Below are 22,811 nucleotides of genomic sequence, written 5' to 3'. Positions count from 1 at the left end.
ACCTTGTATTATATAAACAAATTTAAATACAAAAAGAGCCAAAACCATTACGGCTTGGCTCTTACCCATTCAGGATGGAAGTATTTGAAATACTGACATTCTATCCTCATCTATAAATTCCTGTACTGCTTTATTCACTTCATCATAGGTCAAAGCTTCCAAAACAGTCACAACATCAAATAGCTTCATGTCATTAAAAGCATATCGTGTAAATTGATTGGCTATCGATTCAGGTGAATTCAATGACCTGAGGAAGGCACCAATTTTTTTCTTACGAATTGAATTTAATTTTTCCTCTGTTACAATTTTTCCTTCGCGGGCCGCAAAAAGAATATTTTTCAATTCTTCCTCTAAATGATCCGGCTTATCTGTATCACTGCCGACCATTCCAAATCCAAATCCATATTCCTGTGTATAATCATAAAAGAATGAATGGTCAATTAACCCTTCAGAATATAGTTTTTCATAATACTCGGAGCTTTTTCCAAAAGTCATATCCAGAAAGAGGTTGATAGATAGCTCTTGTTTTAATAAATCAATCCCCTGGAGAGTTGGATTATTTGCCTTCAATCCAACCACACACTTAGGCGTCTGGACATGCATATTGGTTGAGCGTTTTTTAGTAGCGACATTAGCCGGCTCTGCATCAAATTTCCGTTCGATTTCCCCACGTTTATCGAAGTTTTTCTTAGCCTGGTTGTCACGAACTTGCTGCATGATTGTTTCCGGATCCAATGGCCCTGTAATAAACAGAAGCATGTTGCTTGGATGATAAAATGCATTGTAGCACTTATAGAGCAGTTCTTTTGTTATTCCTGAAATCGACTCAATGGTACCAGCTATATCAATTTTCACAGGATGATTATGATATAGATTTTCAATAATACCGAAATATAATCTCCAATCTGCATTATCATCATACATGGTAATTTCCTGGCCAATAATCCCTTTTTCTTTTTCCACACTCTTATCCGAGAAATATGGTTCCTGGACAAAATCAACTAATGTTTCTAAATTTTTCTCTACATCCGTTGTACTGGAAAAAAGGTACGCTGTTCGAGTAAAGGATGTAAAAGCATTGGCCGCTGCACCTTGTTTACTGAACTGCTGGAATACATCACCATCTTCTTTTTCGAACAATTTATGCTCTAGGAAGTGCGCAATTCCATCCGGGACCCTGGAATATTCATCTGCACCGGGCTCTTTAAAATGATTATCGATTGATCCATATTTAGTTGTAAAAGTGGCATAGGTCTTATTAAATCCTTTTTTCGGAAGGATGTACACAGACAAACCATTATCCATTTTTTCGAAATATAATTCTTCCTGAAGCTGGTCAAATAGTATTTTCTCCATTACTCAGTCACCTCATCTCCACTTAAAAAATAGATCGTATCCATTTGAATTTTTTCTCCACAAGCCACAATTTCATCCTTTGTTACTCTATCAATCGAAGACAACCAATCATCCAATGGTTTATCAACAGCGGCAACCACATTATGATATAGAACTTCTGTTAGACCACGGGAGGTGTCGATCGTTTCGAGCAATTGATTTTTAATGATTGCTTTTGTTTGTTCCATTTCTTGATCCGAAAATTCGCCCTTTTTCATAGCTTCCATTTGTTCTTTTATGATCGTTACTGCCTGATTATAATTTTTATTATCAATGCCGGACATAACCATTAAAAGACCTTTATGACTTTCAAGTCGTGATGCGGCATAATACGCCAAACTTGCTTTTTCACGAACGTTTATGAAAAGTTTAGAGTGTGAAAACCCTCCAAATATCCCATTAAACATTTGCAAAGCAAAATAATCTCGATCGCCATAAGTGATATTTGTTCGGTAGCCAATATTCAGCTTACCCTGTTTGATATCCTGCGTTTCTTTCAGTTCTTTCACTTCAAGGATATCATGTTTATTATGCATAACCCGTTCAGGTTTTCTCTCCGCGAACTGAAAGTATTCACTAGACATTTGCGTTACCCTGGCTTCATCCAAATCCCCAATTACATAGAGGTCCAATTCATCTTCGGCAAACGCTTTTTTATAATAATTGTATAGGGATTCAGGAGTGATTTCATCGACTTCGCTTATAATCCCGTTTGCTTCCAGCCGATAATTTTCTTCCATACACATTTCCTGAGTTAAGCGTAATGAAGAATAACGCATTTTATCATCATATACAGCCTGCAGCCTTTGTTTCAGAGCACGCTTTTCCTTTGCAACTGTATCCGCATCAAAAGCATCTCCCTTTACATTAGGATTAATCAAAACATCATGTAAAAGCTTAAACGCTTGTTCCAACAGCGGTTCAGGCTTGGATAAAAATCGTTCATTTACCATTTCCATTTGAAAACTCATAATATGATATTCGCCTTTTTTACTGACATCTGTAAAAAGACTGGCTCCATATAATTGATCTAGATGGGAGCGGAAAGCTGTAGATGTTGGATATGCAGCTGTATTACTTTGCAGGACATTTGGCAACAAAGCTCTATATGTAACGGTTTCTTCCTTTAAAGGTGCTTTCATCTTCCAAACAAGCGTCGTTGTTTTAAATTTCTTAGTTGGTACAAAATGAATCGTAATGCCAGCTTGTTTTAGTTTAATCTCATCAATAACTGCCATATTTTTGACCTCCCTTTACTCAATGTTATGCAGGTTCTTAACCATATTGTTCGTCTCAAGGATTTTTTTTAAACCTTTAGTTTGAATATACAGGTTAAATGGAATGTAAATCAAGGAACTGACCCTGACCTTCTTTCATTCTTTCTTCTAAATTCGATCTAATTAAAATCGACACGCTTTAGGTTAGAAAAAAAAAGACAAGGACTGCTCTTGCAATAAGAACAGCACTTGTCTTTGATTAAATCATGAATGAGTTTACCTTTTAACGTTTTCCTTTGATATATGGCGTACCGGATGCTTTTGGAGCATCTGCACGTCCAATAAATCCTGTTAAAGCCAGAATCGTTAATACATATGGCAAAATTAACATATATACATTCGGAATGTCACTAAAGAATGGCAGCATTGAGCTTACAATACTTAAACATTGCGCAAATCCAAAGAATAACGCTGCGCCCATTGCACCAATTGGATGCCATTTACCGAATATCATTGCTGCAAGCGCCATAAAACCTTGTCCGGATATTGTCGCATGAGTAAAGTCTAAAGCAATAGTCGAAGCATAAATAGCTCCACCCAACGCTCCCAGAATTCCACTTAAAATAACACCAATATAACGCATTTTATTAACGTTTATCCCCATTGTGTCAGCGGCCATTGGATGTTCACCAACTGAACGAAGGCGTAAACCAAACGGTGTTTTATAAATGGCATACCAGCAAATCACAGCAATCACAATCGCCAGAATCGAGGTTAAATATACATCTGAGAATAAAATTTTACCCAATACAGGTATATCACTTAAACCAGGTATATCAAAACTGTAAAATGGTTCAGCAATTTTATCAGTTTGTCCTTTTCCGTAAACTAATTTCACAAGGAACATACAAGCTCCAAGCGCCAACATATTAATGGCTACCCCACTGACTGTTTGGTCAGCCCTGAATGTTATAGATGCAACTGCATGCAATAGGGAGAAAATCCCACCAACTACCATAGCTACAACTAATGAAATCCAAGGAGTCCATTCATGAAATGTATCTGCAAATGTCAAGTTGAATACAATGCTTGTAAAAGCACCAACTACCATTAAACCTTCTAATCCAATATTTACTACACCAGAACGCTCAGAAAATACACCACCGAGGGCTGTCAGAATAAGTGGAGAAGCGTAAACAAGTGTAGAAGGAACAAGTATCGCTAGTATCTCTAAAAAACTCACTTATTCCACCCCCTTTTTCTTGCTAAACTTTCTCAGCATGAGACGAATAACATAACTGGATGCAACAAAGAATATGATTAAAGCTATAACTACATCAATGATTTCAGTTGGTATTCCAGTTTCCATTGGCATATTTAATGAACCATATTTCAATCCACCGAATAATAAAGCTGCAAGCACAACTCCAATCGCTGTATTAGCACCTAGTAATGCAACTGCGATTCCGTCAAAACCTACTCCTGTATGCGCCCCTTTTACACCAATATACTCGAATGTTCCAAGTCCTTCCATAGCACCAGCAAGTCCTGCAAAAGCACCAGAGATCAGCATGGCATAAACTATATTGCGATCTACACTGATACCTGCATATTTAGATGCATGCTGGTTAAAACCGACAGCTTTTAATTCGTAGCCTCTTGTTGTTTTCTCTAATAAAAACCACATTATGATTGCTCCAAGAATAGCTATCGCAAATCCCCAGTGTAATCTAGAGTTAATCGTCATTTCAGCTAAAAAGTCAGAACGTAAAGATGCTGATGGAGCAATCTTTTCAGTTTTGTCCATGTTATCTGTTAAAACGTAAGTGATAATATAGTTAACTACATGAAGAGAAATGTAGTTCATCATAATGGTTGTTATAACTTCATGCACTCTAAATTTAGCTTTTAAGAGACCTGGAATGAATGCCCATAAAGCACCAGCTAAAGCAGCAACAATGACCGCAAGCGGCAAATGGATGATTTTAGGAAGGTCAGTAAATAACGTTCCAATCCAAACAGCACCTAACCATCCCATTAAAAACTGGCCCTCAACACCAATATTAAAAAGTCCAGTCCTAAATGCAAAGGCAACGGCTAAACCTGCAAGTATATAAGGGCTCACTTGACGGATTGTCTCACCTATTGCATAGGAATCATAGAATATACCATCCCATAAAGCTCCATAACCAGCTATCGGATCATAACCGCTGACCCACATTACGATAGCACCTGCGATTAAACCGAGCAAGACAGCTATAACAGGGATTAATAAGTTCGATAATCTTTTATACATTAGCTTTTCCCCGCTTCCTTAACCTTACTTCCTGCCATTAATAATCCGAGTTCCTGTTCAGTCGTTTTCTTAGGATCAACAATAGCCACAATGGAACCTTCATATATAACAGCAATACGGTCACTAACATTTAAAATTTCATCCAGCTCAAAGGAAACAAGCAATACTGCTTTCCCCTGATCTCGTTGCTCAATTAAACGTTTGTGAATGAACTCAATAGCTCCTACATCAAGGCCACGTGTTGGCTGAGCAGCAATTAACAAATCAGGATTTCGATCTATTTCACGAGCAATGATCGCCTTTTGCTGGTTTCCTCCAGACAAAGCTCTTGCCGGAGTATACTCACTTGGAGTACGAACATCAAACTCTTTAATTAAAGTACGAGCTTTATTAAAGATATTTTTATAATTTAAGATTCCCCATTTTGAAAGTGGTTTTTGATAATATGTTTGGAGAACCATATTCTCGCCAATTGAATAGTCTAGTACAAGACCATATTTATGTCGATCCTGAGGAATATGCCCAATTCCTGTTTCTGTAATTTTCCTTGGACTCTTCTTCTGGATTTCAGTCCCATTTATAGAAATGGTACCGGATTCTGGTTTTCTCAGGCCAGTGATTGCTTCAATCAGCTCAGATTGTCCATTTCCATCGACACCTGCAATCCCCACAATTTCTCCTGCACGAACGGATAGGTTAAGGCTTCGAATTGCTTCAACACCACGGGAGTCTTTAACTACAAGATCTTGTATATTCAATACCTCTCCACTTGGATTTGCATCCTGCTTCACAGTTGTAAAAACCACTTCTCGCCCTACCATCAGACTCGCTAATTCATTAGGATTCGTTTCACTGACATTTACAGTACCAATTCCTTTTCCTTTACGAATAACCGTACAACGGTCACAGACTTCCATAATCTCTTTAAGTTTGTGAGTAATCAGTATGATGGATTTACCTTCAGTGATCAAATTTTGCATGATCTGTATTAACTCTTTGATTTCCTGTGGTGTCAATACGGCTGTAGGTTCATCAAAAATAAGAATGTCAGCTCCACGATATAGAGTTTTAAGGATTTCAACCCTTTGCTGCATACCTACAGAGATATCAGAAATCTTGGCATCCGGATCAATTTTCAATCCATATCTTTCTGATAACTGCCTAACTTCCTGGGCAGCCTCTTTTAAATCAATTTTTCCACCTTTGGTGGGCTCCTTACCAAGAATAATGTTTTCTGTTACTGTGAACGTATCAACAAGCATGAAATGCTGATGCACCATTCCTATGCCCAAGTCATTTGCAATATTTGGGCTTGTAATTTTTACTTCCTTACCATTTACACGGATTTCCCCTTGTTCTGGCTGGTAAAGACCGAACAAGACATTCATTAACGTGGATTTTCCTGCACCATTTTCTCCCAACAACGCATGAATCTCACCTTTTTTTAATTGCAAGGTGATATCATCATTTGCGACGATGCCCGGGAACTCTTTACGGATGTGCAACATCTCAATAACATAGTCCACAGTTTTTTCACTCCTTTTTCCAGAGAAGATTCATAAGTAAGATGACAAAAGAAAAGTTGCCAATCTAGTTTTAGCAACCTTTCCTTTACCATATTGCTTAAAGGTCTGATGTCAGACTGACATCAGCCAAGGTAATCGCAAGGGATAAGGATCACATCCTCATCCCTTACTAGGAAGTGCTTATTTTAAGAATGTATCTAAATCTTCACGAGTAGATGGTACTTTAATTTCTCCACTCTTAATCTTTTCTTTATATTCTGCAACTTTAGTTTTAATTTCATCTGACAAGTTTTCTTGTGAAGGTGCGATATCAACTGCATCATTTTCTAAACCAAATTCAACATTTTCTCCGCCAGGGAATTTGCCTTCCTTAGCAAGATTGGATACTTCCACAACTGCCAAATCAACACGTTTAATCATAGATGTTAATGTGATATTTTTGTCTGTACCAGGTACATCACCTAATGCTGCTTGGTCAGAGTCAACCCCAATAACCCAGATTTCTTTGCTTGGATCATTTTTAGTGATGTTAACTGCTTCTGTAAATACGCCTTTACCTGTTCCGCCGGCTGCATGGTAGATAATATCAATACCGGATTTATACATTGCTTGTGCTGTAGCTTTACCAATATCAGCTTTATTAAAATCACCTGCATATTTTACCTGAACATCTGCCTCAGGTTTAACTGATTTAACACCTGCTATAAATCCGCTCTCAAATTTTTTAATAAGTTCACTTTCAACTCCACCAATAAATCCAATTTTATTGGATTTAGTTTGCATCGCGGCTACTACACCTACCAGGAAGGATCCTTCATGCTCTTTGAATGTGATACTTGCCACGTTATCAACATCTACAACAGAATCAATTAATGCGAATTGGCTCTTAGGATTTTGCTCGGCAACTTCTGTAATGGAGTCAGACAATAAGAAACCTACCCCATAAATAAGGTCAAATTTTTGTCGTACCAGCTGATTTAAGTTAGTAGTGTAATCAGCATCAGATTTGGACTGGAGGTAATCATAACCGTTTTTACCTTTTTCAAGATTGTTATCTTTACCAAACTGTTGTATACCTACCCAAGCGGATTGGTTAAAGGATTTGTCATCAACCCCGCCTGTATCTGTTACCATGGCAACTGTGAAATTGTCCTTACCTTCTGTTTCACTGCTGTTACCTTTCTCTTCTTTGTTTCCACAAGCACCTAAAATTGTGCCCGCAGCCAGAACTAGTGACAATGCCATTCCAAATTTGCGTTTTTTCAAGGTCTTAACCCCCTATATTTTTTTGGCAGTAGTTCTCTTATTTTGCGCATAAATTATGTTCTTTTACGCAAAATATGAAAGCGAAATGTATCCGCTTTAAAGAAGTTGGCCGAGTATAGATATGGTTTGTCCTTACTATCATAGTGAGTTTGTTTTAGTAAAAGCAGAGCAGTGTCCAATTTGCAATTTAAAATAGGTGAAATCTTTTCGTGATAGCCATGTGGTTCGATATCAGCCACAGCGTATGTAATTTGTATACCGGCAGTTCTTTCTAAGACATGAAGTAATGATTCCTCTTGATAAAGAGATGGTTCCGGTAACACACGAACAGGTATCTTGTCCAAGCAATAAACGACAGGTTCCCCATTAGCAGTTCTGACTCGCTCGATTACTAAAAACTGATCCTCAATTTGACAGTCGAACCTTCGCATATCTTCTTCTGTTGCACCCTCTATGAATGAGTTTAAAAAAATTGTTCCTGGTTTCATGTTCGCTTCGCAAATCATATCTGTCACACTCTTTAATTGTTCAATTCCCGAAGAGAATAAAGGAGTGGAATTCACAAAAGTACCTACCCCATGCCTGCGTATAATCACATTATCCTCTTCCAAAATTCTGAGTGCTTCTCTTAATGTCGCTCTACTCACACCGAGTATTTTGGCCCATTCAGACTCAGATGGCAATTTTTCATGCTCCTTATAGATACCGGTTCTTATGTCCTGTCTAATCTTGTCGATTACTTGCAGATATAATTGTCGGTTGTCGTGTCTGATAGACATACTCTTTTCCCCCAGGAAATTTCCCACTCTCATTCTATTGATGTTATCTACTAACCACTCATAATTTATCATGTATTTCCAAAGAAAGAAATAGCTATTCACAAAAATATCATATTTTGGAAGCGTTACCTTATCCGTTTTTTTCCACGGAAATGTCGAAAAAACCCTGGTATATCTGACTTTTTTTCACGTAAGTCTTTTTTCCTACAAAAAAAAGTTTATATATTATAAATATTCTGTTAAAACATAAACTGAAAAAAAATTCAATAAATATCTATTTTCCATCTAATCGCTAGGCTACCCTTTTGTACCATGTGACTGACTTTTAATATTTTTCTAAAATACCTTTCATATTCTTCTAGCCTAATTACGAAAGACTGGCATCGTGGTCCATCCTCAAAACTATTTTCCCTTTGCTAAGTCCTAATAGGTCCTTTAGAGATTAAAGGGATAAGGACCGAGGCCCTTATCCCTTTATCTTATTTTAAAAATGCATCAAGTTCTTTTTGAGTAGATGGTACTTTTATATCACCATTCTTAATTTTACCTTTATATTCATCAACTTTTTTAAGTATATCGTCAGATAAGTTATCTTTAGTCGGTGCAATATCAACACCATTATTTTCAAGACCAAACTCTACGTTCTTTCCTCCTGGGAAGGATCCTTCCATCGCTTGTTTTGAAACTTCTTGTACAGCTAAGTCAACACGCTTAACCATGGAGGTGAGCGTTACGTTCATGTCTGTACCGCTGATTTCACCTTCATCAGCTTGGTCTTTATCTACACCAATTACCCATATATCTTTTTCAGGATTGCTTTTCTTAATGTTTTTTGCCTCAGTGAAGACTCCTTTACCACCATTTCCTGCTGCGTGATAAATGACATCAATACCTGATTTATACATAGCTGATGCTGTTGCTTTACCAAGAGATGCATCACTGAAACTTCCTGTATATTTCACTTGTACTTCAGCATTAGGATTTACTGTTTTAACACCAGCAATAAAGCCCTTTTCAAATTTTTGAATTAGCGGGTTCTCTATTCCACCTACAAAGCCAACTTTATTGGATTTTGTTTGTATACCGGCAATAACACCTACAATAAATGAACCTTCATGCTCCTTGAATGTGATACTTGCAACGTTATCAGCTTCAACCACTGAGTCGATAATTGCAAATTTCCCATCCGGATTTTGATCAGCCGCTTCTTTAATTGCATCCTCCATTGTGAATCCGACACCATATATTAAATTATACTTTTGGCGTACAAGTTGGTTTAAGTTTGTGGTGTAATCAGCATCTGATTCAGATTGCAGGTAGGTATAGCCGTTTTTACCTTCTTTTAATCCATTCTCTTTACCAAAAGCTTGAATACCTTCCCATGCAGATTGATTGAAGGATTTGTCATCAATACCACCTGTGTCACTAACCATTGCGACAGTGAAATTATTTTTCTCATTGGCCGTGCCGCCTTCATTGCTCTCCTCTTTGCTTCCGCAAGCACCAAGAATGGTACTAGCAGCTAGCACAAGAGACAAAGCCAGTCCAAATTTACTCTTTTTCAACATAACAACCTCCAAAATAATTAGTCGGTGCTCCATATAGTATGAGCTTTTCCCTATCCTTTTACACATAACATCGTTTTAGATGAATCTGTTAAATGATTATAGAAAATCCATACTTAAATGGTGCATTGTGTACTTGGGTACAATTTTTCGCTTTTGTATTATACAAATATGTACAATAAATAAGTGCATGTACTTCTTATCCGGAAAAATTATTTCCTGATAATTATATATATATATGTTTGCTAATTCGATTTTAATTTAACATGAATTTAAGTAAAAATAAATAAATTATCCTAATATAAAATTATTGATAACTTTTTGAAAAAATACTCACTTATAAAATTTCTTTACAGTTCAAAATTCAGTTATTTAACATACTAAAAAACCCAAAAGTTAGTTTTTAAATCTAACTTTCGGGTTTGGTATCTATACTGCTCTTTTTATGAATTACTAGCTTGATCGAAGTCCTTGGGAACAAGTACAGTTCTTGGTTTGCTTCCTTCATACGGACCAACGACACCGCGAGCTTCCATCTCATCGATCAAACGTGCAGCCCTTGTATACCCAATCCTGAATCGTCTTTGGAGCATCGAAACAGAGGCGGTTTGCATATCAGCAATTAATTTGACGGCTTCATCATATAAGTCATCTGTTGATTCACTTACTGTTTCCTGAACTTCATCCGGAATCATATTCTCTTGATATTGGGCTCTTTGCTGAGAAATCACGAAGTCTACTACATCTTCCACTTCCTGATCTGATAAAAAGGCACCTTGTACCCGTACTGGCTTTGACGCACCTACAGGCAGGAATAACATATCCCCGCGACCGAGAAGTTTTTCTGCCCCTCCCATATCTAATATGGTTCTTGAATCAATTTGGGAGGAAACACTAAAGGCAATCCTTGATGGTATGTTAGCTTTTATAACTCCTGTTATAACATCTACAGATGGCCGCTGGGTTGCAATAATCAAATGTATGCCTGCAGCCCTTGCCATTTGTGCAAGCCTTGTTATCGCATCCTCCACCTCGCTGGACGCAACCATCATAAGGTCTGCCAACTCATCCACAATGACAATAATATATGGCAATAAAGGATTTTTTTCGCCTTCTTCTAAATTTTGTCTCGTCACTAAGTCATTGTACCCCTCAATATTTCGAGTTCCTGAGTGGGAAAACAGCTCATAACGTCTTTCCATTTCCATAACAACTTTCTTTAATGCCTGAGCTGCTTTTTTAGGATCCGTTACAACTGGAGCTAATAGATGAGGAATTCCATTATAAACATTTAACTCCACCATTTTTGGATCAATCATCATCATTTTAACTTCATGTGGTTTTGCTCTCATGAGTACACTAGTAATAATTCCGTTAATACAGACACTTTTCCCGCTTCCGGTTGCTCCGGCTACGAGTAAGTGAGGCATTTTATTCAGTTCAGCAGAAACTGCTTCACCTGATATGTCTCTACCCAAAGCAATTAATAGTTTAGAACCGCTTTTTTCAGAAGGCTGTACCTCGAGAACCTCTCTTAATGAAACGACTGCTACATCTGAATTAGGCACTTCTATCCCAATCGCTGATTTACCTGGGATTGGTGCTTCAATACGTATATCCTTAGCAGCGAGCGCTAATGCCAGATCGTCTGATAATGACACAATCTTACTAACCTTTACACCTACATCAGGATGTACTTCATATTTCGTAACTGCAGGTCCTAAGTGAACTTGAGTGACCCTAGCTTTCACTCCAAAGCTTTTAAAAGTACTCTCTAATTTCTCAGCATTTGTATGTATTAATTCATATTCTCCACTTTGATCTGCTTTTTTTGGTGACTTCAATAGCGATAATTTTGGAAGTTTATAGTCCACATTTTCAACTTCTGTAAAATTCATATGTGGCACAGGTTCAGCAGGAGCTTCTGTGCTATCATTTGGTTTACTTATCTGATCATCATTTTTCTTATCATCAATTTCCTCATCCAAATAGGCACGATCAGCAAAATTCGAAATAATTCTTTCTTCAAGTGTATCTTCTTTTTCTGGATTACTTCCCTCATCTTGTAGTACTGAGGAAGCTTGTACCGATTCACTTTTACTTTTAGCTTTCTGGTTTTTGTTTTTATTCTTTGAAGTCTTAGGCTCTCGCAGTTCAGCCATAAACGATTTCCACTGGCTGACGATAAATCTTCCAATCGCACCAAGTACTTTGCCAATTGAATCACTTAAGCCTTTACCGGTTATAAGAATTAAACCTGCAACAATCAATAAAAATGAAATAAATTTACTGCCGGCATCTGCAAATAAAAAATGGAAGACGGCATAAAGGATTGCACCTATCATCCCACCGCCAAGATCAATGGTACTTGCAGTTCCCTGTAATTCCATCCAAAAGATTTCCCAGGTATTTAAAATGACACTTGGCTGGGTAAATCCATTATTAGAGGACAAATTCTCAAATAAAATAATATGTGATGAGAGTAAGATTGCTAAAATAATGAAGTATATACCGACCAGCTGGCGTTTAAAAAAGAACGGAATCTCTCTTTTCCACATTAGGAACACACCAAAGACCATTAAGCCAAGCAGAAGTAAAATGTACCACTCACCCATAAAAAACCTAGAAAGAAACACGAATGAAGTACCTACTGCCCCAAGCTTTGCCATCGCAATCGCAGAAAACCCAAATATAGAAAGTCCCGATATTTCATATTTTAAAGTTGACTTTATTTGGTCACCTTTTTTGGAGCGAGATTTCTTTTTTTTCTTACTCATTCGACCACCCGTATTTCATATAGAATTAAAAACGAAAGAAAGCAGCCAACTTGGCTGCCTTTACCCCGTTCACCCTTTATTATAGCATAAATAATACACACTGACTGCTATTACAGGTTGTTAATTACCGCTCCTGGCGCAAGTGTCTCTGATAAGTAATCATTCGGATCTGTACTGATAATCCGGTTAACCTTTACTGCTCCATTAGGTAATCTTTCACCAATAAACGGAATACCATCCTTCTTAAACATTTCATGACTGGCTTGATATAATTCTTCATACATCAAAGTATCCAAAGGCATAATTGTATAAAAAGTCATATTTAATCTCCTTTCGAAGAGTCACTTTTTTCTCTTATCATCTCGTTAAGCTTTGAAATCGCTGCACCGATTCCGCCAACCTCATCAATTAAACCTGTTTTCACAGCATCTTCCCCCACTACATTTGTTCCAATATCTCTCGCAAGATTTCCTCTCGCAAACATCAAATCCTTAAATGTGTCTTCATTAATGTCTGAGTGCTTGACCACAAAATTCACAACCCGATCCTGCATTTTATCAAGATATTCAAATGATTGGGGTACTCCGATTACAAGTCCTGTAAGACGAATAGGGTGAATTGTCATAGTAGCTGTTTCTGCTATGAAAGAATAGTCACAGCTAGTTGCAATAGGGACGCCGATACTATGACCTCCCCCCAAAACGATAGATACAGTCGGCTTTGATAGAGAAGCAATCATTTCTGACATAGCAAGCCCTGCTTCCACATCACCCCCAACGGTATTTAAGATAACCAATAACCCTTTAATATCAGGATTTTGTTCTATTGCCACCAGCTGTGGAATAACATGTTCATATTTTGTTGTTTTATTCTGTGGAGGTAATTGTACATGACCCTCTATTTGCCCTATAATCGTTAAACAATGGATGGTTGAATCTTTTGGCAACTGCGGCACATTGGTTTGTCCCAAAGCTTGTATCTTATCTACAAGTGCACTGGGAGCTCCCTTATTATCATCCACTGGCTTTTCCTCATGAGGTACCTCTAACTTTTTATCCACTCTTAATCCCCCTCTACAAAAACGCTCTCCCCTTTAGTATGTACAGCGGAATCATTTCCATTCAATTTGAGGGGCACTTAGTACATACAAAAAAAAGAATCCTTATTTAGGATTCTTGAGGAGAAACAATCGTTTAACACCTTAGGAGACTCAACCATGCATCAGCTGATTATAACTTTTTACTGCCCGGTACTTCTGTACAAACTTTTCAGCTGAAGTGTGTTAGTTCCGCATTATAAAGGTTTCTTTACACCTTTTACGTTTACCTTGAAAACACACTGCATATTCAATTATTGGTTACTCATACCCGATTTTCCATTTCAATCAATCCTGATTATGTGGAACTAAACAACCATTCCACTCTTATCCAATTGTGACCATCACCTTGCCTTTTTTGGTTTTTCATTTGGTAAGAATCCTATTATTATTAACTCCACCCTTTTGAAAAATATCCGGTGAAAGGCTTTTGGTTAAACATATCTGGACTTTTTTATACTGAAACTTCTTACTATCCAGTATAAATCTGTCTTTCAATCCTTCCCCATTTGAGTTAATTTCCTAAGAATTCACCATTAGAATTAAACCACATTATCACATTTGTTTAAGATTCACATAATCCTTTTAGAAATAGTTTCGATCATATATCGTTCACTCTTATTACTTAAGCTTCCTTTTACGGAACGAACACTATATGATTGAGTCACCTGAAGTGTTAAACTCTATTGTTTCCTCCTTTCTTATTTATATAATACCCATTTTTAAAAGAATAAACCGCTTTCATTAAAATTTTTTTATTTTTTTTAATTGGTGAAGTTACTTCCATATCATCAGTCTTAAATGTGAGCAGAAACAAAACAAGGCGGCTTTCCATAGCAAGCCGCCTGTAACCTAAAACTAAACAAGATGCTTTTCGTAATGAACTCTATCTTTCCCATTACTTGTATCTTGTTCACTAGCTGTATGCCCATTTCTCTCCCAAAATAATTTGATCCTGCTGTCATCACTTCTCACATTCAGTGTGATTTTTTTAAATCCACGCTTGATAAATAGATCCTCTAATTCATAGTAGGCTGTAGTACCATAACCAAATCCCTGGTAATCTGCATGAATGATCATCAGATTAATCGTAACGAGCTGCTCCTCTTTATACTCCCTAAAAGCAGTTAGTCCAATATACGTATCATCGGCTTTAATCAAATAATCACCTTGGTTTAGAGACAATGATTCTAATATTTCCTTCCTATTTTGCGATATACCATACTCCTTATCAAAATAGGAAGAATTAGAATCCATCATTTCTTTTGCTATATATAAATTCTCTTCTGTTACGCGTTCAAATGTAATCACTATGTATCACTCTTCCATTCTTCTTTTAATTCAATAAACTAGCTTATCTTTAAAGGTTCCCTCAAGGGGTTACAAATTCATCAATCTGCTTTTTCAACAGGAACTTACCCGAATAAGAAAAATGGCTATCCGCTGGATAGCCATTTACGTCCTTTATTACACTTCCATAATAATTGGTAAAATCATTGGGCGTCGTTTTGTTTTATCGAACAGATAATGATTTAGACTATCTCGGACTTCCTGTTTCATTCCGGCCCAGTCAAAATGATCTTTAGAAGTATTTTTGATTACAATCTCACGCACAATATTTGTTGATTGTTCCATTAATGATTCTGATTCTCGAACATACACAAATCCACGTGAAATGATTTCAGGACCTGCTACTATACTCTTATCCGCACGGCTTAAAGTCACAACTACAATTAGAATTCCGTCCTGAGATAGCAAACGGCGGTCACGCAAGACAATATTTCCTACATCCCCAACGCCACTTCCATCAATCAAAACATTCCCAGCAGTCACTTTTCCAGCGCTTTCAATCGCGTCATTTGTTATTTCAATAACCTCACCATTTTCTGGTATATGGATTTGATTTTGGTTAAAGCCAATTGATTTTGCAATGCGCATATGAGCAATTAGCATTTTATAGTCACCTTGGATGGGAATAAAATACTTCGGTTTCATGAGGTTAAGCATCATTTTTAGCTCTTCCTGGCTTCCATGGCCCGATACATGGATTTGATTTTTACCAGCTACTACCTTTGCACCTGCTCTAAATAATAAATCGATAGTCCTGGACATAAGCAATTCTCCGCCATGGACAGCATTAGCCGCCAATAATACAGTATCACCTTGCTTAATATTAACTTGTTTATGACCATGCTTAGCCATTTTTTGCAGTGCTTCAAATGGCTCTCCCTGCAATCCAGTCGCAAGGATAATTATTTCACGATCTTCATATTGGTCGATCTCAGTTATCGGAATCAACACATCCTCATGGACATCCAAATAATTAAATTCCAAGGCAATTTCCAATACTTTTTCCATAGATTTACCGACAACCGCTACTTTTTTATGATTATCAAACGCAGCATTGAACACTTGCTGAAGACCGTTAAGATTAGATGCATAGCATGCTACAATAATTCTGCCTTTTGCATTGTAAAATTCATCAGACATATTTCTTGCAACAAGGGATTCAGAAGGTGTAAATCCAATCCGTTCTGCTCCTGAGCTATCTGATAATAGACAGAGAACTCCTGACTCACCGATTGCTGCCATTTTGCCAATTTCCGCTTTGTAAAGTCCCTGGGCAGCCTGATCAAATTTAAAATCACCCGTATAAACGATTGCACCATCTTTTGTTTCAATACAGATTCCAACAGAATCAGGAATGCTGTGATTCGTTTTAAAAAATGTGATTCTTGCAGAAGAAAAACGCAGGGATGTATTTGAATCTATTACTTCAAAGTCAACATTTAAATTTTCGTTAATTTCTGCGATTTTGGATTTTGTTAATTCTATGCTCAATCTTGTACCATAAACCGGTGCATCCAATTCCTCAATAATATAAGGGAGTGCACCAATATGATCCTCATGACCATGGGATAGAAAAATCCCCTGAATTCTTTCTTTATTTTCGATAAGGTAAGAGATATCTGGAATTACTACATCTATTCCAAGCATTTCGGTTTCCGGAAACATTAACCCGGCATCCAGCACAAATATATCTTCGTCTACTTCGACGAGATACATATTTTTTCCAATCTCTCCTGCTCCGCCTAATGCAATTACTTTGATCTTCTGTCTAATTTGTTTAACCAATTTATTGTTCCTCCTGTTATCAACTACTCGTCCATTTTCCAGTTGAATCCATTATAACCGATAGTGTATCGGCATGCCACTGACATCATCTTTTTAGATTTATCTATGAATTCCGACTATCGTTCTTTTTTTGAAAATATGCTTTTCTTTAGGTTCATAATATATATACACTGCTGTTTGTTTGCTATAGGCATAACAAAAAAAGCAGACATCTTCAATGCTAACTAAACATGTATAAAAAAGAATATGTATAAAATTGTACTAAATAGATAGATAAGCCAATCGCATTGGATTGGCTTATCCTCAGGCAGACTCTAAAAACAGACAAACTAAGCATTATTTTAATGTATTTAATAGATTTATCAATGTGTTCCGTTCAACTTCATTCATTGGTACAAGAGGCAAACGAACAGACCCAACGCTCATACCCTTGATTTGCAAGGCTGTCTTTAAAGGAGCTGGGCTTGGTGTCAAAAATAACCCCTCAATGACTGGCAGTAATTTCTGGTGCATTTGGGCTGCCTCAGCCATTTCACCAGCGTAGAAATGTTCAATCATTTTTTGGATGTCACGTCCGATTATATGGGAGGCCACCGAGACCACACCTGCTCCTCCAATTGAAAGTACAGGTAAAGTTAAACCATCATCTCCACTGTATAAATCGAAATCATCCGGTGTGTTGGCAATAATTTTTGTCATTGCATTTAAATTACCGCTGGCCTCTTTTACAGCAACAATATTCGGAATCTCTGACAGGCGAATAACGGTTTCCGGATGAATATTCGTCACCGTTCTGCCTGGCACATTATAAATCATGCACGGCAGAGTAGTAGCATCCGCCACAGATTTGAAATGTTGATATAGCCCCTCTTGGTTTGGTTTATTATAATAAGGCGCTACAAGCATAATCGCATCTACACCGGCCGCTTCCGCCTTCTTTGTTAAATGGATGGACGCATACGTATTATTTGAGCCAGTTCCTGCTATCACAGGGATGCGTTTGTTTACAATTTTCACGACATATTCAAATAATGCCACTTTTTCTTCTGTTGACAAGGTTGGGGATTCACCAGTAGTTCCTGAAACCACCAGTGAATCTGTGCCTGTTTCAATTAAGTAATCTATGAGTTTTGCAGTCTTACCAAAATCAATATTTCCTTTATTATCAAAAGGTGTAACCATCGCGGTGGACACGCGTCCAAAAAGACCCATATTTCCACTTCCAATCTTATATTTTATTATTCCGCAAGTTCTTCCCATTCAAACAGATCATCGTCCATTAAATGGAGATTAAAGGCATTATGAAGAGCATTTACAGCTTCTACTAAATCTTCTTCTTTAACTAATACCCATATCGTTGTGTGGCTATCTGCGGATTGCAGAATCTGTATGCCTCGTTCTGATAATGGAGTAACAATTTTCGCTGTTACTCCCGGCACTCCCGTTATCCCGGCTCCAACGACAGACACTTTGGCACAGTTTGATTGGATACCAGGCTCATATCCTAATTCACGTAATACCGAAATTGCCTTATTAGCATCGTTGTTGGAGACAGTATACACAGCACCATTTGGATAAATATTAATAAAATCAACGCTTATGCCTGAATTCGCCATCGCTGTAAAGACTTCCGCCTGCAGATCATACTGATCTTCCTTAGCCTTTACTTTTATCTGAGTGATATTGCTTACATGGGCAATACCAGTAACAAGACGTTCCTGTATATCACTGCCTCGACGGTGTTTCGGATGACCTGTAACCAGCGTACCCTCACCTTCAGCATAGGTTGAACGGATTCGCATCGGCACCTTTGCCTGCATCGCAATTTCAACAGCACGTGGATGAATGACCTTAGCCCCCTGGTAGGCCATGTTACATACCTCTGTATAGGTTACTACTGACAGCGGTCTGGCTTGTTCCGCAATACGGGGATCAGCTGTCATAATTCCCTCTACATCCGTAAAAATATCAACATACTCTGCCTTCAGTGCAGCTCCAAGGGCTGCAGCAGATGTATCACTGCCGCCGCGCCCTATCGTTGTAATATCGCCATTTTCAGCAATACCCTGAAAACCAGTCACAACGATAACGTCTGATTTTCCTAGCTCATCAATCAGTCTATCGGTCTTCATTTCCATTATTTTTGCATTTGTATAGTCATTATTTGTTCTGAAACCGGCCTGTCCGCCAGTTAAGGCAGTCGCTCGAATTCCTTTTTCTAAGAGCATATTGGTAAATACAACCGCTGAGATTATCTCTCCGCAAGATAATAGCAAGTCCTGCTCACGTTCCCCCAAGTACATTCCTTTTTCATTAACAAGTGAAAGTAAGGAATCCGTTGCATATGGATCACCTTTTCTTCCCATTGCAGATACAACAACCACTATTTTGTACCCTTTGTCTATACCTCTTTTTATATGTTGAAACGCATACTCTCTGCTCTCTGCATCTTTTACAGAGGTACCGCCAAACTTTTGAATGATGATCTTCACTTTTTACACCCCAAAATGAGCCTTCCTACTTTAGAGAAAATAAGAAGGCCAAGATATCCTATCATTTCAATAATTACACTAGCCCTAATCGAATAAGGCTCTCTGCAATTTGAACAGAATTCCAGGCGGCCCCTTTTAATAGGTTATCGGAAACAACCCACATATGGAACCCGGCATCTTCGTCCAAATCTTTCCTTACTCTCCCAACAAAAACTTCATTCTTCCCAACACAATCTGCCGGCATTGGATAGACTTGATTGGCGGGATCATCCTGAAGGACAATTCCAGGAGCATTTAGTAATATTTCTTTTACTTGCTCAGCACTGACACCGTTATTTTCAATTTCTATATACACGGATTCTGAATGACCAACTGCGATTGGAAGGCGAACGCATGTTGCTGCTACCTGCAGTGACGGCAAATGCATAATTTTCTTCGTTTCATTTACCATTTTCATTTCTTCAAATGTATACCCATTCTCACCGAAAACATCAATCTGAGGAATAGCATTAAAAGCTATCTGATAATGTTTTTCCGCACCTTTAACAGGTAATATAGATGGATTAACAGTCTTACCGGCTAAAATATCGCTTGCTTGCGTATTTAATTCCTCAACAGCTGCTGCACCCGCTCCAGAAACAGCCTGATAAGTGGAAACAATAATTTTTTTAAGTCCATAGGCTTTCCTGATTGGTTCAAGTGCTGCTACCATTTGGATTGTCGAACAATTAGGGTTAGCTATGATTCCCTGATGCTTACGAAGATCATCCTCATTCACCTCAGGAACTACAAGCGGAACATTTTCGTCCATACGGAAGGCACTTGTATTATCCACAACGATAGCACCCCTTTTAACAGCCTCAGGAGCTAATGCTTTAGATATACTTCCGCCAGCACTAAACAGGGCAATGTCTACCCCTTCAAAGCTCTCTGGCTTTGCTTCCTGTACTGTTATGGTCTCTCCATTAAATTCGATTTGTTTACCTGCTGAACGAGAAGAGGATAACAGACTTATCTTCCCAATAGGGAAATTCCTTTTTTGAAGAGTGTCAATCATTTGCTGTCCAACTGCACCAGTAGCCCCGACTACAGCTACGTGTAATTTTTTTTCATTCATGTTTGTTACCCCTTCCTATAAAATTAGGTATTTATTTTCATGTAAACTACTAGAAATAATAAGATATGCTGTCATAGCTATTTATATATTTTTTATAAAAGGAGCAACCTTCTTTTCAGAACAATGAATATATTCTTCTATAAAATATATCATAAGATATCTTTTTTTTAAATCATGCACTTTAATCTCTGTATTTTTCGATGATAATAGGCTGGATTTGTTTTGCCTCAAGAGCATATTCCACCGTTTCCACGAGACTTTCCATTCGGGCAACCATAGAATTTGGTTTTTTTTCAGGATCATCCTGGCCAAATGGAATGAAGTATATGTCCTTAGTGCTTAAGAGTCTCATTAAATTCACACCATTTAAACCTAGGGCATCATTTGTCGATATACCGAGAACAACTGGGCGATGATTCCGAAGTGTAGCTTTTGCAGCCATTAAAACGGGTGAATCATTTTGTGCATTTGCAAATTTACTCATCGAAACACCTGTCAGGGGTGCAATCACCATACAATCCAACGGATATTTGGGACCTAAAGGCTCCGCATCGACGATGGTATCAATCGCTTTTCTGTTTGTCAGTTTTTCTATTCTTGCTATCCAATCCTCTCCCTTGCCAAATCTTGTGTCGGTATTTTTAACAGTATAACTGACAACAGGGACAACCTCGGCTCCTGCATGTACCAGCTTTTCAATTTGTGGATATACTTCATCATACGTACAGTGCGATCCTGTCAATCCAAACCCTATTCTCATCCCCTTAACATCCATCATGGTGTCTCCCTTCCATTTCCTAAATCATCCAACAATAACTGTCCCAGCACATTTGCAATAATCTGACCGGCTGTCTTTGGGGCCACTATACCGGGTAACCCTGGTGCTAATATGGCTTTAACTCCACGTTTTTCTGCATATCTAAAATCTGTTCCGCCCGGTTTCGAAGCCAAATCAATAATCAACGTTCGGGACGGCATCCTTGAAATAATTCCTGCGGTAATGATTTTGTGAGGAATCGTATTAATACAAATATCCACATTTTCAACCACAGATTCCAACGCAGATAAATGGAAGGGAGTTAACCCCATTTCCTCTATTCTGGCTATATGTTCTGATTTACGGGCACCAACTTGAACTTTGGCCCCCAGTCCATGGAAAGCACGTGCCACACTCATTCCCACTCTTCCTAATCCAAGAACAATCACATTTGATCCGTGTATCGTAAAATCTGTATGCTGAATGGCCATCATAATGGTACCTTCTACTGTGGGAATAGAATTATAAATAGCTACATCATCTCGTTCAAATAATTGAACTAGTTTACGGTTTGCCTGTTTCGTTATATTTATTAAATAATCATTGCTTATACCGGAATAGATTGTACAATGTTCCGGTGTCTCCTTTAAAAAAGCTTCTGTCAGGATGACTTGCATATTTGAAAAAATGGTATCCAGCTTACCTTCCATATTTGTGCCAGCAACAGGCAAAATAATCGCATCCAGCTCTTTTACCGGCAAATCTTCCAGTTTTTCCTTTACTGCTCCCGTGTATGCATGTGCTAACTGTTCAAAACCTGTTAAATATACCTTTGCGTCCAACTCGGTTAATTTTCGAATCACTTCAAGCTGCCTGGCATCTCCACCAAGAACGGCAATATTCATTCCTGTGAGCATGGAAGATTTTCACCTTCTTTATTTTTTAAAGATCAATTCATACAACCCATAGTATGAAATACAGGAACCAGACGTGATAAAAACGAGGTAAACAAAAAAAAAACGCCCTTCGGCGTTTTTTAAGTTTCCTTTATTGAATTTCCATCAGGAATATCAATGATGACCATATCCGTACCAATCTTTTTTATTTGACTCCATGGCACACGGACCTCATCACCATTCTTTCTAAAACCAAACCATTTTCCAGATGGGATTAAAAGGGCGGTTATTTGTCCGGTTAACTCATCGATCTCAAGGTCAGTTTGACCAAGGACGCCCAATCGTTCTGCTTTTTTTACATCCACAATTTCTTTGCCACTTAATTCGCTCAGCTTCATTTTAGGACACTCCTATCACATTCTGCTTAATCTCACTATATGAATGAGTGACATCCTTTTAGAAGAAAAAGTTGTTCCAAACACGCAAAAAAACAAGCC

Annotated in this window: 20 protein-coding genes; all 20 read right to left on the bottom strand. The window is 37.9% G+C overall.

Translation table 11 applies throughout. The features are described 5' to 3' along the window. Positions 1–69: 69 nt before the first annotated feature. Positions 70–1,356, bottom strand: a complete 1,287-nt coding sequence (gene yfmH / locus AC4G3O_RS09615; RefSeq protein ID WP_066100283.1) for an EF-P 5-aminopentanol modification-associated protein YfmH — start codon at positions 1,354–1,356, stop codon at positions 70–72. Continuing rightward, entirely contained in the window at positions 1,356–2,633 is a 1,278-nt protein-coding gene (gene yfmF, locus AC4G3O_RS09610; protein ID WP_066100285.1) for an EF-P 5-aminopentanol modification-associated protein YfmF, read from the bottom strand. The genes yfmH and yfmF overlap by 1 nt, the downstream gene beginning before the upstream one ends. Before the next feature lie 262 nt (positions 2,634–2,895). After that, positions 2,896–3,855 carry an ABC transporter permease gene (locus tag AC4G3O_RS09605; RefSeq protein WP_066100288.1) on the bottom strand — a complete coding sequence of 320 codons (960 nt, stop codon included), beginning with the start codon at positions 3,853–3,855 and terminating at the stop codon, positions 2,896–2,898. Then, positions 3,856–4,908, bottom strand: a complete 1,053-nt coding sequence (locus AC4G3O_RS09600) for an ABC transporter permease (RefSeq protein ID WP_066100291.1) — start codon at positions 4,906–4,908, stop codon at positions 3,856–3,858. It lies immediately after the preceding gene. Further along, positions 4,908–6,434 (bottom strand): ABC transporter ATP-binding protein, encoded by a 1,527-nt coding sequence (locus tag AC4G3O_RS09595; RefSeq protein WP_066100293.1) that lies wholly within the window; start codon positions 6,432–6,434, stop codon positions 4,908–4,910. The genes AC4G3O_RS09600 and AC4G3O_RS09595 overlap by 1 nt, the downstream gene beginning before the upstream one ends. 180 nt (positions 6,435–6,614) lie before the next feature. After that, on the bottom strand, positions 6,615–7,700 hold the full coding sequence (locus tag AC4G3O_RS09590) for a BMP family lipoprotein (protein ID WP_066100296.1): 1,086 nt from the start codon (positions 7,698–7,700) through the stop codon (positions 6,615–6,617). Between the two features lie 53 nt (positions 7,701–7,753). Further along, positions 7,754–8,479: a GntR family transcriptional regulator gene (locus AC4G3O_RS09585; protein ID WP_066100299.1), complete on the bottom strand. Its 726-nt coding sequence runs from the start codon at positions 8,477–8,479 to the stop codon at positions 7,754–7,756. A gap of 479 nt (positions 8,480–8,958) precedes the next feature. Next, positions 8,959–10,044: a BMP family lipoprotein gene (locus AC4G3O_RS09580; protein ID WP_491136098.1), complete on the bottom strand. Its 1,086-nt coding sequence runs from the start codon at positions 10,042–10,044 to the stop codon at positions 8,959–8,961. A gap of 443 nt (positions 10,045–10,487) precedes the next feature. Continuing rightward, positions 10,488–12,821: a DNA translocase FtsK gene (locus AC4G3O_RS09575; protein WP_139891215.1), complete on the bottom strand. Its 2,334-nt coding sequence runs from the start codon at positions 12,819–12,821 to the stop codon at positions 10,488–10,490. A gap of 110 nt (positions 12,822–12,931) precedes the next feature. Beyond that, the gene (locus AC4G3O_RS09570) at positions 12,932–13,141 is read right to left on the bottom strand and encodes a YlzJ-like family protein (protein WP_139891216.1); all 210 of its coding nucleotides are present in this window, start codon (positions 13,139–13,141) and stop codon (positions 12,932–12,934) included. Positions 13,142–13,143: 2 nt separating this feature from the next. Then, complete coding sequence (locus AC4G3O_RS09565; RefSeq protein ID WP_373925464.1) at positions 13,144–13,842, bottom strand: ClpP family protease; 699 nt, start codon at positions 13,840–13,842, stop codon at positions 13,144–13,146. 751 nt (positions 13,843–14,593) lie between these two features. Beyond that, positions 14,594–14,752, bottom strand: coding sequence for a hypothetical protein (locus AC4G3O_RS09560; RefSeq protein ID WP_490551798.1), 159 nt, complete (start codon positions 14,750–14,752; stop codon positions 14,594–14,596). A 23-nt stretch (positions 14,753–14,775) separates the two neighbouring features. Beyond that, on the bottom strand, positions 14,776–15,228 hold the full coding sequence (locus AC4G3O_RS09555) for a GNAT family N-acetyltransferase (RefSeq protein WP_491136097.1): 453 nt from the start codon (positions 15,226–15,228) through the stop codon (positions 14,776–14,778). Between the two features lie 156 nt (positions 15,229–15,384). Continuing rightward, a complete protein-coding gene (locus AC4G3O_RS09550; protein WP_066100314.1) occupies positions 15,385–17,052 on the bottom strand; it encodes a ribonuclease J in 1,668 nt (555 codons plus the stop codon). Positions 17,053–17,388: 336 nt separating this feature from the next. Then, positions 17,389–18,264 (bottom strand): 4-hydroxy-tetrahydrodipicolinate synthase, encoded by an 876-nt coding sequence (gene dapA / locus AC4G3O_RS09545; RefSeq protein WP_066100317.1) that lies wholly within the window; start codon positions 18,262–18,264, stop codon positions 17,389–17,391. Between the two features lie 26 nt (positions 18,265–18,290). Beyond that, on the bottom strand, positions 18,291–19,544 hold the full coding sequence (gene dapG, locus AC4G3O_RS09540) for an aspartate kinase (protein WP_066100319.1): 1,254 nt from the start codon (positions 19,542–19,544) through the stop codon (positions 18,291–18,293). Between the two features lie 73 nt (positions 19,545–19,617). Continuing rightward, positions 19,618–20,661, bottom strand: a complete 1,044-nt coding sequence (gene asd / locus AC4G3O_RS09535) for an aspartate-semialdehyde dehydrogenase (protein ID WP_066100321.1) — start codon at positions 20,659–20,661, stop codon at positions 19,618–19,620. Positions 20,662–20,842: 181 nt separating this feature from the next. Then, on the bottom strand, positions 20,843–21,436 hold the full coding sequence (locus tag AC4G3O_RS09530; RefSeq protein ID WP_139891556.1) for a dipicolinate synthase subunit B: 594 nt from the start codon (positions 21,434–21,436) through the stop codon (positions 20,843–20,845). Next, positions 21,436–22,335, bottom strand: coding sequence for a dipicolinic acid synthetase subunit A (gene dpaA / locus AC4G3O_RS09525; protein WP_066100326.1), 900 nt, complete (start codon positions 22,333–22,335; stop codon positions 21,436–21,438). Before dpaA ends, AC4G3O_RS09530 begins: the two co-directional genes overlap by 1 nt. A gap of 119 nt (positions 22,336–22,454) precedes the next feature. Further along, on the bottom strand, positions 22,455–22,712 hold the full coding sequence (locus tag AC4G3O_RS09520) for a YlmC/YmxH family sporulation protein (RefSeq protein WP_139891221.1): 258 nt from the start codon (positions 22,710–22,712) through the stop codon (positions 22,455–22,457). Positions 22,713–22,811 lie beyond the last annotated feature (99 nt).

The sequence above is a fragment of the Bacillus sp. z14 (2026) genome (genome assembly GCF_058313575.1).
This window is presented reverse-complemented; position numbering and strand designations above follow the sequence as displayed.

Bases quoted from the DNA above. Each gene is read 5' to 3' on its own strand.
- yfmH (WP_066100283.1), bottom strand. From the start codon at position 1,356: ATGGAGAAAATACTATTTGACCAGCTTCAGGAAGAATTATATTTCGAA.
- yfmF (WP_066100285.1), bottom strand. From the start codon at position 2,633: ATGGCAGTTATTGATGAGATTAAACTAAAACAAGCTGGCATTACGATT.
- AC4G3O_RS09600 (WP_066100291.1), bottom strand. From the start codon at position 4,908: ATGTATAAAAGATTATCGAACTTATTAATCCCTGTTATAGCTGTCTTG.
- AC4G3O_RS09585 (WP_066100299.1), bottom strand. From the start codon at position 8,479: ATGTCTATCAGACACGACAACCGACAATTATATCTGCAAGTAATCGAC.
- AC4G3O_RS09575 (WP_139891215.1), bottom strand. From the start codon at position 12,821: ATGAGTAAGAAAAAAAAGAAATCTCGCTCCAAAAAAGGTGACCAAATA.
- AC4G3O_RS09570 (WP_139891216.1), bottom strand. From the start codon at position 13,141: ATGACTTTTTATACAATTATGCCTTTGGATACTTTGATGTATGAAGAA.
- AC4G3O_RS09560 (WP_490551798.1), bottom strand. From the start codon at position 14,752: ATGGAAAGCCGCCTTGTTTTGTTTCTGCTCACATTTAAGACTGATGAT.
- dapA (WP_066100317.1), bottom strand. From the start codon at position 18,264: ATGGGTCTTTTTGGACGCGTGTCCACCGCGATGGTTACACCTTTTGAT.
- asd (WP_066100321.1), bottom strand. From the start codon at position 20,661: ATGAATGAAAAAAAATTACACGTAGCTGTAGTCGGGGCTACTGGTGCA.
- AC4G3O_RS09530 (WP_139891556.1), bottom strand. From the start codon at position 21,436: ATGGATGTTAAGGGGATGAGAATAGGGTTTGGATTGACAGGATCGCAC.
- dpaA (WP_066100326.1), bottom strand. From the start codon at position 22,335: ATGCTCACAGGAATGAATATTGCCGTTCTTGGTGGAGATGCCAGGCAG.
- AC4G3O_RS09520 (WP_139891221.1), bottom strand. From the start codon at position 22,712: ATGAAGCTGAGCGAATTAAGTGGCAAAGAAATTGTGGATGTAAAAAAA.